At 68.9% G+C, this 16,700-nt stretch carries 16 protein-coding genes and 1 pseudogene; 11 read left to right on the top strand and 6 right to left on the bottom strand.

Annotated elements, in window-relative coordinates; genetic code table 11:
• Positions 1-74: 74 nt before the first annotated feature.
• Positions 75-1,511: an LVIVD repeat-containing protein gene (locus GPZ80_RS15725; RefSeq protein WP_222719377.1), complete on the bottom strand. Its 1,437-nt coding sequence runs from the start codon at positions 1,509-1,511 to the stop codon at positions 75-77.
• Positions 1,512-1,650: 139 nt separating this feature from the next.
• Entirely contained in the window at positions 1,651-3,060 is a 1,410-nt protein-coding gene (locus GPZ80_RS15720; protein ID WP_376771683.1) for an LVIVD repeat-containing protein, read from the bottom strand.
• Positions 3,061-3,244: 184 nt separating this feature from the next.
• Here GPZ80_RS15720 and GPZ80_RS15715 point away from each other — a divergent pair, with 184 nt between their 5' ends.
• The 3 genes from GPZ80_RS15715 to GPZ80_RS15705 all read left to right on the top strand — a co-directional run bounded on the left by GPZ80_RS15715 (position 3,245) and on the right by GPZ80_RS15705 (position 6,788).
• Complete coding sequence (locus GPZ80_RS15715; RefSeq protein ID WP_187221110.1) at positions 3,245-3,883, top strand: DUF305 domain-containing protein; 639 nt, start codon at positions 3,245-3,247, stop codon at positions 3,881-3,883.
• 221 nt (positions 3,884-4,104) lie between these two features.
• Positions 4,105-6,123, top strand: a complete 2,019-nt coding sequence (gene thrS / locus GPZ80_RS15710) for a threonine--tRNA ligase (RefSeq protein WP_187221279.1) — start codon at positions 4,105-4,107, stop codon at positions 6,121-6,123.
• 284 nt (positions 6,124-6,407) lie between these two features.
• Complete coding sequence (locus tag GPZ80_RS15705; protein ID WP_187221109.1) at positions 6,408-6,788, top strand: hypothetical protein; 381 nt, start codon at positions 6,408-6,410, stop codon at positions 6,786-6,788.
• Here the strand turns inward: GPZ80_RS15705 and GPZ80_RS15700 are convergent.
• Entirely contained in the window at positions 6,774-7,223 is a 450-nt protein-coding gene (locus GPZ80_RS15700) for a cupin domain-containing protein (protein ID WP_312880352.1), read from the bottom strand. The genes GPZ80_RS15705 and GPZ80_RS15700 overlap by 15 nt on opposite strands.
• Positions 7,224-7,301: 78 nt before the next feature.
• On the opposite strand from GPZ80_RS15700, the gene GPZ80_RS15695 reads away from it, so the two are divergent.
• Positions 7,302-7,868 (top strand): HIT family protein, encoded by a 567-nt coding sequence (locus GPZ80_RS15695; RefSeq protein WP_187221108.1) that lies wholly within the window; start codon positions 7,302-7,304, stop codon positions 7,866-7,868.
• On the opposite strand, the gene GPZ80_RS15690 is transcribed toward GPZ80_RS15695, so the two are convergent.
• Positions 7,859-8,419: a YceI family protein gene (locus GPZ80_RS15690; RefSeq protein WP_187221107.1), complete on the bottom strand. Its 561-nt coding sequence runs from the start codon at positions 8,417-8,419 to the stop codon at positions 7,859-7,861. The genes GPZ80_RS15695 and GPZ80_RS15690 overlap by 10 nt on opposite strands.
• 101 nt (positions 8,420-8,520) lie before the next feature.
• Here GPZ80_RS15690 and GPZ80_RS15685 point away from each other — a divergent pair, with 101 nt between their 5' ends.
• From GPZ80_RS15685 to GPZ80_RS34215, 6 genes and pseudogenes are all read left to right on the top strand, one after another.
• Positions 8,521-9,024 carry a MarR family winged helix-turn-helix transcriptional regulator gene (locus GPZ80_RS15685; protein ID WP_187221106.1) on the top strand — a complete coding sequence of 168 codons (504 nt, stop codon included), beginning with the start codon at positions 8,521-8,523 and terminating at the stop codon, positions 9,022-9,024.
• 123 nt (positions 9,025-9,147) lie between these two features.
• Positions 9,148-9,756: a phosphatidylinositol phosphate synthase gene (gene pgsA / locus GPZ80_RS15680; protein WP_187221105.1), complete on the top strand. Its 609-nt coding sequence runs from the start codon at positions 9,148-9,150 to the stop codon at positions 9,754-9,756.
• Positions 9,753-10,664 (top strand): phosphatidylinositol mannoside acyltransferase, encoded by a 912-nt coding sequence (locus GPZ80_RS15675; RefSeq protein WP_187221104.1) that lies wholly within the window; start codon positions 9,753-9,755, stop codon positions 10,662-10,664. The genes pgsA and GPZ80_RS15675 overlap by 4 nt, the downstream gene beginning before the upstream one ends.
• 32 nt (positions 10,665-10,696) lie before the next feature.
• Entirely contained in the window at positions 10,697-11,821 is a 1,125-nt protein-coding gene (locus GPZ80_RS15670; RefSeq protein ID WP_187221103.1) for a glycosyltransferase family 4 protein, read from the top strand.
• Positions 11,818-12,303: pseudogene (locus tag GPZ80_RS34220) on the top strand (exopolyphosphatase); the annotation flags it as partial. The gene GPZ80_RS15670 and the pseudogene GPZ80_RS34220, both read left to right, overlap by 4 nt.
• Positions 12,286-12,792, top strand: a complete 507-nt coding sequence (locus GPZ80_RS34215) for an NUDIX hydrolase (protein ID WP_446678426.1) — start codon at positions 12,286-12,288, stop codon at positions 12,790-12,792. The pseudogene GPZ80_RS34220 and the gene GPZ80_RS34215, both read left to right, overlap by 18 nt.
• On the opposite strand, the gene GPZ80_RS15660 is transcribed toward GPZ80_RS34215, so the two are convergent.
• Positions 12,793-14,916 carry an elongation factor G-like protein EF-G2 gene (locus tag GPZ80_RS15660; RefSeq protein ID WP_187221101.1) on the bottom strand — a complete coding sequence of 708 codons (2,124 nt, stop codon included), beginning with the start codon at positions 14,914-14,916 and terminating at the stop codon, positions 12,793-12,795.
• Positions 14,917-15,140: 224 nt separating this feature from the next.
• Between GPZ80_RS15660 and pdxS the strand changes: the two genes are divergently transcribed.
• Complete coding sequence (gene pdxS, locus GPZ80_RS15655; protein WP_091380926.1) at positions 15,141-16,052, top strand: pyridoxal 5'-phosphate synthase lyase subunit PdxS; 912 nt, start codon at positions 15,141-15,143, stop codon at positions 16,050-16,052.
• 37 nt (positions 16,053-16,089) lie between these two features.
• On the opposite strand, the gene GPZ80_RS15650 is transcribed toward pdxS, so the two are convergent.
• Complete coding sequence (locus GPZ80_RS15650) at positions 16,090-16,647, bottom strand: helix-turn-helix domain-containing protein (RefSeq protein ID WP_187221100.1); 558 nt, start codon at positions 16,645-16,647, stop codon at positions 16,090-16,092.
• Between the last annotated feature and the right edge of the window lie 53 nt (positions 16,648-16,700).

Below are 16,700 nucleotides of genomic sequence, written 5' to 3'. Positions count from 1 at the left end.
TGCAGGTCTGTACCACGCAGTATCTCGGGGCGGTGTGATCTTCGCCATCCACGAGCCCGAGAACGGTGGCTGGATCAGTTGTTGCCGTGACGCAGCGAGTACTGGGTCTGGGCGTTGAACACCTTCTGGTGAACCGACTTCGCCTCATCGGTCAGCGGATCGTTGATCTGCAGCACGTCAAGGCCCTGCTGGCCGTCGTTCGAGTAGATGTAGCCGTTGTAGTAGTACGCCGACCACGTGCCCGACGGGCCGATGCGCGAGGGCAGCGGGTCGAAGTGCCCGATCTCGCGCGGGTTGGCCGAGTCGGTGAAGTCCCAGATCGAGACCCCGCCCTTGTACCAGGACTGGACCATGATGTCCTTGCCCGCCACCGGGATCAGCGAGCCGTTGTGCGCCACGCAGATCTCGCTGTCGTGCCGCGGGATCTTGAAGTAGCTCTTGAAGCCGAGGTCGGTGCCCGTGATGTCGTACACGCCGTTCGCGCCGCGCGTCTGGCCGATCTCCGGCTTGCAGGTGGCCGCGCCGCCGCCGCCGAGCTCGTCGGTGAAGACCACCTTGGTGCCGTCGTTGTTGAAGGTCGCCGAGTGCCAGAACGCGAAGTTCACGTTGTCCTGGATCTTCTCGATCACGCGGGGAGCCGCGCGGTCGGAGATGTCGAACAGCACGCCGTCACCCATGCAGGCGCCCGCGGCGAGGTCCTTCTCGGGGAACGCGGTGATGTCGTGGCAACCACTGGTCTGGCGCACGTAGTGGTTCGGGAAGCTGCCGGGGGTTCCGGCGTTGCCGCCGTCCGGGAACAGCACCGGCGTGGAGTTGACCGCGGCCGCGCTCGGGTTCGCCAGCGGGACCTTGATGACGGAGATCTTGTCGTGCGGCGGCTGGCACTTCGGCAGCGAGGCCGACGGTGCGTAGGACGAGACGTAGAGGTAGACGTCGGTGCCCGCCTTGTCCGGCACCATCGTGTGCGTGTGCGAGCCGCAGTCGGTCTCGACCGCCTTGATGTACTTCGGGTTCGCCTTGTCGCTGATGTCGAAGATCCGCACGCCCTCCCAGTACGGCTTGCTTCCGTCGTTCTGGGACACGGAGTTGCAGGAGTCGTCGCTGCGTCGGGCGTCGACCGAGTAGAAGAGCAGGTCGCCGTGCACGCTCACGTCGCCCTGCGAGCCGGGGCAGAGCACCTGGCTGACGATCGTGGGCTTCTTCGGGTGCTTGATGTCGTAGATCGTGAAGCCGTTGTAGTTGCCGCCGATGGCGTAGTCACCGGTGAACGCGAGGTCCGAGGACCTGGCGCCGCCGCCGAGCAGCGGTGCGGTGGCCGCAACGTTCGCGACCTGCCGCACGTTCGGGCTGGTGACGAAGTTCTCCTGGCCGAGGTCGGGCCCGTTCTGGGCTGCCGCGGACGCGGTTCCCCAGAGGGAGAGAGAGATGGTGGTCGCGCCGATGACCGCGGCCGTGACGTATCTGGATGTAGAACCGAAACGTGTCGCCCTCACGCTGTTCCCCTCATTCATGGGACGTCTATCCGCGCAGTCTCTCCCGTGGATCTACTTCCAAACAGTGATTATTTTTCCCATTTGCCGTTTAACCGGTAATCTGGCGCACCTGGGTGAAGGCCCTCCCGGGATCCGAGAGGACCACCACCCGGCCGGGTCAGCCCGCGTAGGAGCCCTGCGTCTGCACGTTGAGCTCGGTGAACCGCACGCTCTTCGCGCCGTCGGTCGCCGGGTCGCTGATGTCGAGCACGTCGAGGCCCTTCACCAGGTCGGACGAGTAGATGTGGCCGTTGTAGTAGTACGCCGACCAGGTGCCGCCCGAGCCACCGTCGGGCAGCGGGCCGCGCTCCCAGAAGGCGATTTCGCGCGGGCCGGCCGAGTCGGTGAAGTCCCACACCGACACGCCGCCCTGGTACCAGGACTGGACCATGATGTCCTTGCCCGCGACCGGGACCAGCGAGCCGTTGTGGGCGACGCAGTTCTCGGTGTTGGTCTGATACCGCGGGATCTTGAAGTAACTGCGGAACACCAGGTCACGGGTGTCGCCCGCGCCGGTGATGTCGTAGATGCCGTCCGCGCCGCGGGTCGGACCGGTCTTCTTGTTGCAGGTGGCCGCGCCGCCGCCGCCGAGCTCGTCGGTGAAGATCACCTTGGTGCCCGCGTTGTTGAACGTCGCCGAGTGCCAGAACGCGAAGTTGGCGTTGTCCTGGACGCGGTCGATAACCCGGGGGTTGCCCCGGTCGGCGATGTCGAGCAGGACACCGTCTCCCATGCACGCGCCCGCGGCGAGGTCTTTCGACGGGTACGCGGTGATGTCGTGGCAGCCGGTGGTGGCCGAGGTCTTGCTGCTCCCCGCGTTGCCGCCGTCCGGGAACAGCACCGGGGTCGCCACCACCGACGCCGTGGTCGGTGCCGCGAGCGGCACCTTCACGATCGAGATCTTGTCGTGCGGCGGCTGGCACTTCGACAGCGTGGTCGACGGGCTGTAAGAGGAGACATAGAGGTAGACGTCCGTGCCCGCCTTGTCCGGGACGAGGGTGTGCGTGTGCGACCCGCAGGCCGTCTCGACGCTCTTGATGTAGCGGGGGTTCGCCTTGTCGGCGATGTCGAAGATCTTGATCCCCTCCCAGTAGACGGTGCCGCTGGAGGAGGACGTCGACTCACACGTGTCGTTCGAGCGCCGCGAGTCGGTGGACAGGAAGAGCAGGTTCCCGTGCACCGAGACGTCGTTCTGCGCGCCGGGGCACAGCACCTGGCCGGCGATCCTCGGCGCGCTCGGCGTGGTGATGTCGTAGACGGTGAAGCCCAGGTAGTTGCCCTGGATGGCGTAATTGCCGGTGAACGCCAGGTCGGTGCCGGTGGAGCTCGCGCCCGATAGCGGGGCGGTGGCGGGGACGTTCGCCAGCTGCTTCATGTTCGGGCTGCTGACGATCTGGTCGACGCCCGGACCGGGCGGCGGCGGCGCCGCGGCCGCGGTGGAAGTGCCGACGGAGACGACGGAGACGACGGCGGCGACGGCTACACCCGCCGCGGCCGCGCAAGCCAGACGGCGTTTGGAGTGGGTCACGGAAGATCCCCTCGCTGCAGGAAGTGGGGTCAAGACATTATTTGGCTGGTGAACGCTTTCGCAGAAGCGTTTCCTGGCCTGGCTTTTTCCCAGTCGAGGAGTGAACGGCAACGGATGTCGTAGTACCTTGCGGTCGTTGTGCTGCTGGACGGGAGAGGGCGTGCTCTTGATGAGGTTGCGGCGGATGGCGGGCGGAATCGTGGTGCTCGGCGCACTGCTGGGGCTGACCGCGTGCAGTGGGAGCGAAGAGCCCATCGGCGCGAAGCCGACCGCGCCGGTGCTCCAGCCGGGCAAGCCGGGGGAGTCGAACCGGACGCTGTCCCCTGAGGAAGCGGGCAGCGCGCGTCCTGAGACACCGCCGAACGACGCTGACGTCACCTACGTGCGCGAAATGATCGTGCACCACCGGCAGGCCATCGAGATGGCCGTGCTGGTCCCCGATCGCGGCGCGGACGGGCAGGTCAAGGGGCTCGCTTCGCGTATCGCGGACGCGCAGGGCCCGGAGATCGAGATGATGGACGCCTGGCTGAAGAAGCACAACAAGGCGCCCGTGCCCCCGGCCGGTCATGGCGGCCACAACGCCCATGCGGGCATGCCGGGCATGGCCACCCCGGAGCAGATGGACCAGCTCAAGGCGGCCAAGGGCGCCGAGTTCGACAAGCTGTTCCTGCGGCTGATGATCGCCCACCACCAGGGCGCGCTCACGATGGCCGACGCCGTGAAGACCACGGGCGCTGACGTGCGGGTGCAGGAGATGGCCGACGACGTCACCGCCTCTCAGTCCGCGGAGATCCGCCGCATGCAGCAGATGCTCGGGGCCTGACGGCCACGGTCCTGAATCCATCGCGTCGACCAACCGATGCCAAGGGGCACCGTGACGGCGGCCGACCACGGTCACCCACCGTCCGCGGGTCTCGCTCCTTGGTGACCAACCTTAAAAATTCCGGGGAGGCGGACTAGTAACATCACTCCTCGTCAACCCGTGTCCTGAACCGAGGAGTCATCGTGTCCGAGCAGCCCGTAGCCGTCGCACCCGCCACGAGCGTGGTGGTGCAGGCGGGCACTACCGCGGGCGCTGCCGTGCGCGAAGCCGGATTCCCGGGCAAGGGCGCGGACGCGATCGTCGTCGTGCGCGACTCCGCCGGTCATCTCCGCGACCTGTCGTGGACCCCGGAGGCCGACGCGACGGTCGAGCCGGTCGCCGCGAACAGCGACGACGGCCGCGCGGTCATCCGCCACTCCTGCGCGCACGTGCTCGCGCAGGCCGTGCAGCAGCAGTTCCCCGAGGCCAAGCTCGGCATCGGCCCGCCGGTCCGCGACGGCTTCTACTACGACTTCTCGGTGGACAAGCCGTTCACCCCGGAGGACCTGCAGGCGCTGGAGAAGCGCATGAAGGCGATCATCAAGGGGTCGCAGCGGTTCTCCCGGCGCGTCGTGGAGTCGGTCGAGGCGGCGAAGCGGGAGCTGGCGGCCGAGCCGTTCAAGCTGGAGCTGGTCGACCTCAAGTCCGATGTCGACACCGACGAGGTGATGGAGGTCGGCGGCGGCGAGCTGACGATCTACGACAACCTCGACCCCCGCAGCGGCGAGCAGGTCTGGGGCGACCTGTGCCGCGGGCCGCACGTGCCCACGACCAAGCACATCCCGGCGTTCAAGCTGACCAGGGTGGCGGCGGCGTACTGGCGCGGCAACGAGAAGAACCCCCAGCTGCAGCGCGTCTACGGCACGGCGTGGGAGTCGCAGGAGGCGCTCGACGCGCACCTGGAGCTGATCGCCGAGGCCGAGCGCCGCGACCACCGCAAGCTCGGCGTCGAGCTCGACCTGTTCAGCTTCCCCGACGAGATCGGCTCCGGCCTGGCGGTCTTCCACCCCAAGGGCGGGATCATCCGCCAGGAGATGGAGGACTACTCGCGGCGCAGGCACACCGAGGAGGGCTACGAGTTCGTCTACTCGCCGCACATCACCAAGGGCGGCCTGTTCGAGACCTCGGGCCACCTGGACTGGTACCGCGACGGCATGTACCCGGCGATGCACCTCGACGCCGAGTACGACGAGAACGGCGTGCTGCGCAAGCCCGGCCAGGACTACTACCTCAAGCCGATGAACTGCCCGTTCCACGACCTGATCTTCCGGTCGCGCGGCCGGTCCTATCGCGAGCTGCCGCTGCGCATGTTCGAGTTCGGCTCGGTGTACCGCTACGAGAAGTCCGGCGTGATCCACGGCCTGACCCGCGTCCGCGGCATGACGCAGGACGACGCGCACATCTTCTGCTCGCCCGAACAGGTCCAGGACGAGCTGAAGTCGCTGCTGTCGTTCGTGCTCAACCTGCTGCGCGACTACGGCCTGGACGACTTCTACCTGGAGCTGTCCACCCGCAACGACGAGAAGTACGTCGGCTCCGACGAGGTCTGGGAACAGGCCACGGAAGCGTTGCGCGTCGCCGCGGAGAGCTCCGGCCTCGAGCTCGTCCCCGACCCGGGCGGCGCGGCCTTCTACGGCCCGAAGATCTCCGTGCAGGCCAAGGACGCCCTCGGCCGCACCTGGCAGATGTCGACCATCCAGGTCGACTTCAACCTGCCGGAGCGCTTCGAACTGGAGTACACCGCCAACGACGGCTCCCGCAAGCGCCCGGTCATGATCCACCGCGCGCTGTTCGGCTCCATCGAACGGTTCTTCGGCGTTCTGACCGAGCACTACGCGGGCGCCTTCCCGGCTTGGCTCTCCCCAGTGCAGGCCGTCGGCATCCCCATCGCCGAAGACCACGTCGAACACCTCCAGCAGGTAGCCAAAGCCCTGCGCGCCAAGGGCATCCGCGTGGACGTCGACACCTCCGACGACCGGATGCAGAAGAAGATCCGCAACCACACCCTGCAGAAGGTGCCCTTCCTCCTGGTGGCAGGCGCCAAGGACGTCGAGTCCGGCTCGGTGTCGTTCCGCTTCAGGGACGGATCTCAGGTCAACGGCATCCCCGTGGACCGCGCGGTGGAGGCGGTCCACGAATGGATCGCCCGCAGGGACAACACGTCCCCGTCGGCGGAAACCTTCAAGGTCGCCGCCGAATAAGGACCAAGCAACCATAAGAAACGGGCCGTTCAGCAGAACGGCCCGTTTCTCTTGTTCGCCCCCGCCGCAGGCAAACCGCAAGGGTCCGGTCAAGGCCACATGTCGGGAACGGGGCCGCGGCAAGAACATAGCCGGCCGAGCCCGACGGGCGGTTTTGGGTGGTTCCCCTTTGAATCAGCGCGAATGCGTCGAAACAGGCGCATCGAGACCAAGACGCCGGTACGGCGATCACTCGATCAGGCGCTCGAAACGCCGAAGGCAGCGACAATCGATAACATGGGCTCATGGAGGAGACCGAGCGCCCGAAGTGCCTGGATCAGGCCTATGTCGTCTGGCTGTCCCTGGGCATTGCCCTCCTGCTCTTCGTCCTGATCACCATCATCCTCAACACCAACCCGGTCCCCAGCCACGGCCTGGTCTTCTTCTTCGGCATAGTGATCGTCCTCTGCGCGGGCAACCTCCGAAAAGGCTGGCGAGGCCCGAGAATCGTGCTGGCCCTCATCGCCGCCCTTTTTCTCTACCTCGCCGCGAGCACTTTCGTCGGCACCGGCCCCGGAATCGAGTTCATGGCGATGACGCTTGTCGCCGCGGCCGCTGTCGTCGGGACGGTCCTCATGTTCCGCGCCGAAGCCAACGCCTACATTCGGGCGCTAATGAGTCGCTGACTCGGTCGCGAACCGGGCGCGCAGTCGGGCCAGGGTGTCGGCGTCGGGCGACGTGCCCGCCCGGACCAGTTCGTCGATCAGGCGGAAGTAGTCCTCGTACCCGGCGGGTGTGAACGTCACGATGCACCGAGCGGTCTCGGCCGAGTCGTTGCCGAAGCCGTGCGCCGCGCCCCTGGGCACCGACACCACCCCGCCCGCGGCGACCACGCGAGCCTCGGTCGCGGTGTCGAACGTGATGGCGCCCGCGGTGACTATGAAGTCCTCCTCGTGCCCGTGGTGCACATGCGGGGCCGCCCCGAGCGCGCCCGGCGGGAGGATCTGTTCGACGACCGCGAGCCTGCCGCCGGTGTCGGCGCCAGACAGCAGGACTCGGTACTCGCCGACGACCGCGCGCAGGCGCTCGACGTCGGCGGGGGATTTGATCAGCAGGCTCACGCGCCCGACCTTATGGAACCGTGCGGTGTCGCGACCATGGCCAATCCAGGAGAACCGGCCGCCACTAGGATCGTGGACATGGCCGCTGCCGTTGGCTCCGGAGAGCCCGAGCTCGTCGCCCAGAACGGGGTGGGGGTGCCGGACGCCCTCCAACGGCTGTGGACGCCGCACCGGATGGCCTACATCCGCGGCGAGAACAAGCCCGAGCACGACGAGGAGGACGGCTGCCCGTTCTGCGGGCTGGTCGACCTCGACGACGCCGACGCGCTGATCATCGCGCGCGGTGAGCTGGTCTACGCGGTGCTCAACCTCTACCCGTACAACCCGGGACACCTGATGGTCGTCCCGTACCGGCACGTCGCCGACTACACGGAGCTGACCGCGCCCGAGACCGTCGAGCTGGGGGAGTTCACCCAACGGGCGATGCGGGTCGCGCGCCGGGTGGCGGCGCCGCACGGGTTCAACATCGGGATGAACCAGGGAGTGGTCGCGGGCGCGGGTATCGCCGCCCACCTGCATCAACACCTGGTGCCGCGCTGGGGCGGCGACGCCAACTTCATGCCGGTCGTCGGTCACACCAAGGTGCTGCCGCAGTTGCTCGGCGAAACCCGCGCTCTGCTCGCGGCGGCCTGGGCTCAGCCCTGACGCAGCACGGCCTCGATCTCCAGGTGGATGTCGATCTTGTCGGCGACCACGGCGAGGCCGTTCTGCACGCCCTCGAAGTTCACCCCGAAGTCCCTGCGGTTGATCGACGCGTCGCCGGACAGGCCGATGCGGGTGCCGCCCCACGGGTCGGGGGAGAAGCCATTGAGCTCGAAGGTCACCGGCACGGTCCTCGTGACGCCCTTGAGGGACAGTTCGCCGTCGAGGACGTACTTGTCGCCGTCCGGGCGGACGCCGGTCGCCTTGTAGGTCATCTCCGGGTAGGTCTCGGTCTCGAAGAAGTCGGCGGACTTCAGGTGTCCGTCCCGCTGCTCGCTGTTCGTGTTGATGCTGTTCAGGCCGATGACGACCTCGACGCCCGCGGTGGCCAGGTCGTCGGTGGTGACGATGGAGCCAGTCACGTCGTCGAAGCGGCCGCGGACCTTGGTGATGACCAGGTGGCGGACGGTGAAGGCGACATCGGAGTGCGACGCGTCGATGTCCCACGTGCCCGCGATGAAACCGGGGATCGCGGTGAGGCTGGTGGTGCTCATGCGGTTCGTCTCCTGAGTGCGAAGTAGTTGAACTTTGAGTTGTTGAACTCTCAATCGCAGACCCTACACGAGAACCGTTGAGGGTTCAACTATGGGGTACGATGGGAGACATGACGGATGACACGCGCTGGTTGGACGATGGCGAACAGGAGGTTTGGCGCGCCTTCATCACCATGAGCGGCGCACTCAACGACCAGTTGGACCGCCAACTCCAGCGCGACTCCGAGATGCCTTACACCTATTACGAGATCCTCGTCGTCCTCTCCCACGCCCCCGACCGCTCGATGCGGATGAGCGAGTTGGCGGGCCTGCGCGGTTCGTCGCGAAGCAGGTTGTCGCACGCGGTCGCCCGGCTGGAGCAGGCGGGCTGGGTACGCAGGCAGGAATGCCCGACCGACAAGCGCGGCTCGCTGGCCGTCCTCACCGACGAGGGCTTCGCCGCCCTGGCCGCCGCCGCCCCAGGCCACGTGACGGCGGTCCGGGAGAAGCTGTTCGATCGCCTGACCCCCGAGCAGGTCAAGGCACTCGGAGAGATCAGCAAGGCGGTCCTCGAAGGCCTCGACCCGGACAAGCAACTTCCCGGCTGCCGCGAAACGGACTGCTGATCCGCGCCACCGGCGCAGGCCAGGTAGGCCTCGTGCGGCGCGGACAGTTAGGCTGCCCGGGCCGCAATTACCGCTGTAGAGCCCGCCTGTAAGCCCCACCTGTTAGGTGCAACCGACGCCCTCATGCTGAACCTCTTCGCTCGCGCCTCGGTCTCGCGCGTCACCGATCCCATCGGCAAGTGGCTGCTTCGACTCGGCCTCACTCCCGACGCCGTCACCCTCATCGGCACGGCGGGCGCGGTAGCCGCGTCGGTCTGGCTGTTCTCCACTGGGCAGTTGATCGCCGGCGCCCTCGTGGTCACCGTGTTCGTCCTCTTCGACCTCTTCGACGGCGCCATGGCCAGGGCGCAGGGCGGTGGCACCCGGTTCGGGGTGGTGCTCGACGCGACGTGCGACCGGATCGCCGACGGCGCCCTGTTCAGCGCGATCGCCTGGTACGCCTTCTCCGGTGGTGACCGCTCGTCGGCCGCGGCCGCGCTGATCTGCCTGGTGTCCGGCCAGGTCATCTCCTATGTCAAGGCCCGCGCCGAGGCGACCGGGCTCAGTGCCGACGGCGGGTTCGTCGAACGCGCCGAGCGGCTGATCATCACTCTCGTCGGGGCCATGCTCGCAGGCCTCGGCGTCCCGCACGCGCTGCCCGTCGCACTGTGGCTGCTGGCCGTGGGGTCGGTCGCGACGGTCACCCAGCGGCTGCTCGCGGTGCGCCGCGCGGCCAAGGAGGAGAGCGCATGAGTTTCGGCCACCGCCTCGCGGACTGGGGCTACGCCGCGGGATGGCGGCTGGTCCGCGTCCTGCCCGAGGGGATCGCGCGCGGGCTGTTCCGCTTCGGCGCCGACCTCGCCGCCCGCCGTGGGGGGCCGGGGACCCTTCAGCTGCGGGCCAACCTGGCCCGCGTCGTGCCCCAGGCCGGCCCGTCCGAGCTCGACGAGCTGGTCCGCCAGGCGCTGCGCTCGTACGCGCGGTACTGGATGGAGGCCTTCCGGCTGCCGTCGATGGACCACAGCGAGGTCCACGCCGCGATCGACGCCGAGATGACCGGCAAGGAGAACCTGAGCGCCGCCCTCGCCGAGGGCAACGGGGTGATTCTCGCGCTGCCCCACTCGGGCAACTGGGACGCGGCGGGCGTGTGGCTCGTCGGCACGCATGGCAAGTTCGCGACCGTCGCCGAGCGGCTCAAGCCCGACTCGCTGTACCACCGGTTCGTGGCGTACCGCGAGTCCCTCGGCTTCGAGATCCTGGCGTCGTCCGGCGGCAGTCGGCTGCCGTCGGAGGTGCTGGCGGAACGCTTGCGCGCCAACGGGATCGTCTGCCTGCTCGCCGACCGTGACCTGACCACGGCGGGGATTCCGGTGACCTTCTTCGGCGAGCGGACGCGGATGCCCGCAGGACCGGCCTATCTGGCCGCGAAGACCGGCGCCGCGCTGATCCCGGCGGGCCTGTGGTTCACCGAGGACGGCTGGGGCCTGCGCCTGCACCCGCCGATCCGGGTCAGCGGCGCCGACGGCGTCCAGGCCGCCACGCAGGCCCTCGCCGACGTTTTGGCCGCCGATATCGCCGCGCATCCCGCAGACTGGCACATGCTGCAGAAACTCTGGGTCGCCGACCTGCCTGCCGGCCGCCAGAAAGCGCTGCGCGAATAGATCGACGTCTGGGCCAGTGGGGAGACCGTCAGTTGAGAATCGGGATTGTCTGCCCGTACTCCTTCGAGGTACCCGGAGGAGTGCAGGCCCACGTCGTGGACCTGGCCAGGGCGCTGCGCGGCCTCGGCCACGACGTCGACGTGCTCGCCCCCGCCGACGAGGACACGCCGCTGCCCGAGTTCGTCCGGCCCGCGGGCCGCGCGGTGGGCATCCCGTACAACGGCTCGGTCGCCCGCCTGTCGTTCGGCCCGGTGTCCTACGCCCGGGTGCGCCGCTGGATCCGCGACCACGACTTCGACGTCCTGCACCTGCATGAGCCGACGGCGCCGAGCCTGGCGATGCTGGCTCTGATGATCGCCGACGGCCCGATCGTGGCGACCTTCCACACCTCGACCCCGCGTTCGCGCACGCTCAGCGCGTTCCAGGGGGTGCTGCAGCCGTTCCTGGAGAAGGTCACCGCGCGCATCGCCGTGTCGGCCCTGGCGCGGCGGGTGCAGGTGGAGCACCTCGGCGGCGACGCGGTGGAGATCCCCAACGGGGTCGACGTCGACTTCTTCCGTGACGCCGAACCGCTCGACGGCTACCCGCGCCCGGGCGGCACGATCGGCTTCGTCGGCCGCTACACCGAGCCCCGCAAGGGCATGCCGGTGCTCCTGGATGCCATGCGGCACTTGGATTTGCCGGAGGTGCGGCTGCTCGTGGTCGGCCGTGGCGACGAGGACGAGCTGCGCCGGATGGCCGGTCCCGAGTTGGCGGGCAGGCTCGACCTGCTCGGCCAGGTCGACGACAAGACCAAGGCCCGCGCCCTGCGCAGCGTCGACGTGTACTGCGCGCCGAACACCGGCGGCGAGAGCTTCGGCATCATCCTCACCGAGGCGATGTCCGCCGAGACGGCCGTGGTCGCCAGCGACCTCGACGCCTTCCGCCGCGTCCTCGACGACGGCCGGGCGGGTGTGCTCACCGCCGTCAACGACCCGGTGTCGCTGGCCGACGGCCTCCGCTCGGTCCTGACCGACCCGTCGCGGCGGTCGCTGCTGGTGGCCGAGGGCGACCGCCGGGTCGCCGCGTTCGACTGGTCTGTCGTGGCGAACCAGGTGCTGCGGGTCTACGAGCAGGCCGTGGCCGCCAACCCGCGCCGGGTCGGCGAGGTGTCATGACCGGCTGGGAACTCACCACGCTGGTCGTTGTGCTGTCGCTGGTCGTCATCATCGGCGTCTGGTTCGTCGGCACCGCCAACCGCCTGGACCGGCTCCATGTGCGCACCGACGCGGCCTGGGCCGCCCTCGACGCCGCCCTCGCGCGCCGAGCGGTGGTGGCCCGGGCCGTGTCCGGCGTGGTCGACCACGCCCTCGGCGACCGCCTGCGGGTGGTGGCCGAACGCGCCGAACGCGCCTCGCGCACCGACCGTGAGACCGCGGAGAACGAACTCACCCGGGTCCTCGCCGAGGTCGACCGGCCCACCCTGGCGCTGGCCCTGGCCGCCGAACTGATCGACGCCGAACACCGCATGGTCATCGCCCGCCGTGTCCACGGCGACGCCGTCCGGGACACCCTGACCCAGCGCAGACGGCGCGTGGTGCGGTGGTTCAAGCTCGCGGGAACCGCCCCGGAGCCCGGCTACCTGGAGATCGCCGAACCAACCCTCGACGAGTTCCCCAGGCCGCGGCCGTCGGCACGGGTGGTCCTGCTGGACGCCGATGACCGGGTGCTGCTGTTCCACGGGCACGACCCCAACCGCGCCGAGGACAAGTTCTGGTTCACCGCGGGCGGCGGCGTCGAGCCGGGGGAGGACCTGCGCACGGCGGCCGCGCGCGAACTGTGCGAGGAGACCGGGGTCAAGATCGAGCCGGACGCCCTCGAAGGCCCGCTGTGGCGCCGGAGGGTCGCGTTCAGTTTCGAGGGCCGCAACTACGACGGCGAGGAGTGGTTCTTCCTCGCCCGGCTCCCGACCGACGCGGTGATCGACACCGCAGGCTTCACGGACCTGGAAGCCCGCACCATCGGCGAACACCGGTGGTGGTCGTGCGCGGATCTCAAGGAGACCAAGGAGACCGTGTACCCGGTCCAGCTGGCCGAACTCCTCCCTACGGCGACGACCTGGGACGGCACCCTCCGCGCGGTCCGCTGATCACGCGAACTGTGCCGACAGCGACTCCGGAACCGGGTCGAACCGGGCGAATCCGCGGCTGAACGACGCCGACCCGGACGTCATCGACCGCAGCTCGATCAAATACCGGGGCAGAGCGGCAGCAGGCACCTCGGAATGGATCACCGTGTACCCGTCGCTGTCCGATTCGGTGCCGAGCACGCGACCGCGGCGCGACGACAGATCACCGAGCACCGTCCCCAAATACTCGTCCGGCAGCCGAATCTCCACCGTGTCCACCGGCTCCAGCAACGAGATCCGCCCGTTCGACGCGGCGTCCTTCAAAGCCAACGCCCCAGCGGTCTGGAAAGCGGCATCCGAGGAGTCCACACTGTGCGACTTCCCGTCGACCAGCGTCACCCGGATGTCCACCATCGGATGCCCTTGCACACCGCGGGTCAACTGAGCCCGCACGCCTTTCTCCACCGACGAGATGAACTGGTGCGGCACCGCCCCGCCCACCACCCTGTCCACGAACTCGAACCCCGATCCCGTCGGCAGCGGTTCGACCTCGATGTCGCACACGGCGTACTGCCCGTGCCCGCCGGACTGCTTCACATGCCGCCCGTGTCCCCGCGCGGGTGCCGCGAAGGTCTCCCGCAGCGACACCTTCACCGGCTCGGTCTCCACCTCGGCCCCACCGGCGCGCAGCCGAGCCAGGACGACGTCCGCGTGCGCCTCGCCCATGCACCACAGCACCAACTGGTGGGTCTCCGGATTGCGGTCCATCCGCAGCGTCGGATCCCCGGCCACGAGGCGAGACAGGTTGCGCGACAACGCGTCCTCGTCGCTGCGCGTCTTCGCGATCACTGCCACCGGCAGCAGCGGTTCCGGCATCTGCCACGGCCGCATGAGGATCGGGTCCTCCGGCGCGGACACCGTGTCGCCGGTCTCGGCCGAGCTGACCTTCGTCAGCGCGCAGAGGTCGCCCGCGACGCAGTAGGGGACTTCGCGCAGGGTGGCGCCGAGCGGTGAGTAGATGTGGGCGACGCGCTCATCGATGTCGTGGTCGTCGTGGCCGCGGTCGGCGAGGCCGTGCCCGGAGACATGCACCTGCCGTTCGGGGCGCAACGTGCCGGAGAAGACCCGCACCAGTGATACCCGGCCGACGTAGGAGTCGACGGCCGTGCGCACGACCTCGGCGGCCAGGGGACCGTTCGGGTCGGCGGTCAGCGGTGCGTGCGGCTTGCCCTGCGGGTCGGTGACCATCGGCACCGGGTGCTCAAGCGGAGACGGGAAAGCCCTGGTCAGGGCCTCCAGCAGCGGCTGGATGCCGACACCGGTCTGGGCGCAGAACGGAATCACCGGGTGGAACGAGCCGCGCGCGACGGCGGTCTCCAGGTCGGCGATGATCGTCTCGGTGTCGATCGACTCGCCCGCGAGGTAGCGGTCCATCAGGGACTCGTCCTCGCTCTCGGCGATGATCCCTTCCAACAGCGCGTCGCGGGCGTCGGAGATCTGCTCCAACTCGGCCCGCGTGGCGTCGCGCACCGCGGGCGGGTGGCCGTCGAACACGCGCTGGGTGATCAGCCCGATCAGGCCGTCATCAACAGTGGAGCCGGTGGTTTCGGTGGGCAGGTACAGCGGCAGGACGTTGGGGCCGAACGCGGCCTGGCACTGGGCCAACTCGCCGTCGAAGTCCGCCCGCGGGTGGTCGAGACGCGCGATGACTACCGCGCGCGGCATGCCGACGGCGGCGCACTCCGCCCACAGCGTGGTTGTGGCCGAGTCGACGCCCTCCGCGGCGCACACCACGAACAGGGCGGCGTCGGCGGCGCGCAGACCCGCGCGCAGCTCACCGACGAAGTCGGCGTACCCCGGGGTGTCGATCAGGTTGACCTTGATCCCGTCGTGCAGGAACGGCGCCACCGCGAGACCCACCGAGCGCTGTTGGCGCACCGCGGCCGGGTCGTGGTCGCACACCGTCGTCCCCTCGGTGACCGAGCCCGCGCGCGGCAGCACACCCGTCGCCGTGAGCAGGGCCTCGGTGAGTGTCGTCTTGCCCGAGCCGGATGGACCGACGAGGACGATGTTGCGCACCTTTGCCGGGTCGTCCGCCGCGACACCTGACTCGGCTTGGCCGTTCTCGGAGTGCTTGCTTCCCATGTCGCCCACCTCCCACTCGTCGGGGAGCCGCCGGGGCTCCCGATCGGCACTTTGTGTTCGATCTCACACCTGTTCTCCGGTCGGGACAACCCCATGTGGCCACTGGCCAGCCATGCGGGCGAAAGTGGCCTTTCGAGATCGCCCGGGATTGGCATGTGGGAGCGGGCCACATCGGACGTACGCTGGGTAAAGCACCAGCTCCGACGTTCGAAAGGCCCCACATCGTGTCCGACGCACAGACCACCACTCCCGTCGCCGAGACCGGCACCACCCGCGTCAAGCGCGGCATGGCCGAGATGCTCAAGGGCGGCGTGATCATGGACGTGGTCGACGCCAAGCAGGCCAAGATCGCCGAGGACGCGGGCGCCGTGGCCGTCATGGCGCTCGAGCGCGTCCCGGCCGACATCCGCGCGCAGGGCGGCGTGGCCCGGATGAGCGACCCCGACCTGATCGACGGCATCATCGAGGCCGTCTCGATCCCGGTCATGGCCAAGGCCCGCATCGGCCACTTCGTCGAGGCCCGCGTGCTGCAGTCGCTCGGTGTCGACTACATCGACGAGTCCGAGGTCCTCACTCCGGCCGACTACGCCAACCACATCGACAAGTGGCAGTTCACCGTGCCCTTCGTCTGTGGCGCGACCAACCTGGGCGAGGCGCTGCGCCGCATCACCGAGGGCGCGGCGATGATCCGCTCCAAGGGTGAGGCGGGCACCGGCGACGTCTCCAACGCCACCACCCACATGCGCAAGATCCTCGGCGAGATCCGCCGTCTGCAGAACCTGGCCGAGGACGAGCTCTACGTCGCGGCCAAGGAGCTGCAGGCGCCGTACGAGTTGGTTCGCGAGGTCGCCCAGGCGGGCAAGCTGCCGGTCGTGCTGTTCACCGCGGGCGGCATCGCCACCCCGGCCGACGCCGCGATGATGATGCAGCTCGGCGCCGAGGGCGTGTTCGTCGGCTCCGGCATCTTCAAGTCCGGCAACCCGGCCCAGCGCGCCGAGGCCATCGTGAAGGCCACCACCTTCCACGACGACCCCGACGTGATCGCCAAGGTCTCCCGCGGTCTGGGCGAGGCCATGGTCGGCATCAACGTCGAGGAAGTTCCGGAGCCGCACCGCCTGGCCCAGCGCGGCTGGTGACTTCCGTGGGCGGGTGGTCCGGAGTTCGGGCCACCCGTCAGACGTGTTCGGAGACCATGCAGGCCGTAGTGCCCGCTTCGAGGGCCTCGAACACATGCGGAAGATCACCCGGATAGGCGACGTAGTCCCCGGGGCCGACCTCGATCGGTTCGTCGGTCAGGCCGACCAGTGCCCGGCCCGAGGCGATCACGACGTGTTCGATGACGCCGGGCATGTGCGGGTCGGACTCGCGCTTGCTGCCCGGTTCGGCGGTGATCAGGTAGATGTCGCGCCGCGCGTGCGGGGGACAGGACGCCAGCAGGGTCGCGGTGTAGTCCGCACGCTCGGAGTAGACGATCGGCCCTTCGCCCGCCCGGATCACCTGGACTTTGGGCGTGGGCGGCTCGACCAGCCTGCTGAACGGGACGCCGAGCGCCACGCCGAGTGCCCACAGGGTCTCGACGCTGGGATTGCCCGCACCCGCTTCGAGCTGCGAGAGCGTGGATTTCGCGATGCCCGCGCGCTTGGCCAGCTCCGACAGGGACAGGCCGATCCGCTCCCGCTCCCGCCGCAGCGAGTAGGCGATGACCTCCAACGGCGCGCCGCGCTGGTTCATTGCTCTCCGTTCGGTGTGACGGTCGTCGTGTTCGCCTTGACGAACACTTCGGC

It is taken from the genome of Actinokineospora xionganensis, assembly GCF_014323725.1.
Taxonomy (GTDB): Bacteria; Actinomycetota; Actinomycetes; order Mycobacteriales; family Pseudonocardiaceae; genus Actinokineospora; species Actinokineospora xionganensis.
This window is presented reverse-complemented; position numbering and strand designations above follow the sequence as displayed.

Excerpts from the sequence above, each read along its gene's own strand:
- GPZ80_RS15725 (WP_222719377.1), bottom strand. The coding sequence starts at position 1,511 with ATGAATGAGGGGAACAGCGTGAGGGCGACACGTTTCGGTTCTACATCC.
- GPZ80_RS15715 (WP_187221110.1), top strand. The coding sequence starts at position 3,245 with ATGGCGGGCGGAATCGTGGTGCTCGGCGCACTGCTGGGGCTGACCGCG.
- GPZ80_RS15705 (WP_187221109.1), top strand. The coding sequence starts at position 6,408 with ATGGAGGAGACCGAGCGCCCGAAGTGCCTGGATCAGGCCTATGTCGTC.
- GPZ80_RS15695 (WP_187221108.1), top strand. The coding sequence starts at position 7,302 with ATGGCCGCTGCCGTTGGCTCCGGAGAGCCCGAGCTCGTCGCCCAGAAC.
- GPZ80_RS15690 (WP_187221107.1), bottom strand. The coding sequence starts at position 8,419 with ATGAGCACCACCAGCCTCACCGCGATCCCCGGTTTCATCGCGGGCACG.
- GPZ80_RS15685 (WP_187221106.1), top strand. The coding sequence starts at position 8,521 with ATGGGAGACATGACGGATGACACGCGCTGGTTGGACGATGGCGAACAG.
- pgsA (WP_187221105.1), top strand. The coding sequence starts at position 9,148 with ATGCTGAACCTCTTCGCTCGCGCCTCGGTCTCGCGCGTCACCGATCCC.
- GPZ80_RS15675 (WP_187221104.1), top strand. The coding sequence starts at position 9,753 with ATGAGTTTCGGCCACCGCCTCGCGGACTGGGGCTACGCCGCGGGATGG.
- GPZ80_RS15660 (WP_187221101.1), bottom strand. The coding sequence starts at position 14,916 with ATGGGAAGCAAGCACTCCGAGAACGGCCAAGCCGAGTCAGGTGTCGCG.
- GPZ80_RS15650 (WP_187221100.1), bottom strand. The coding sequence starts at position 16,647 with ATGAACCAGCGCGGCGCGCCGTTGGAGGTCATCGCCTACTCGCTGCGG.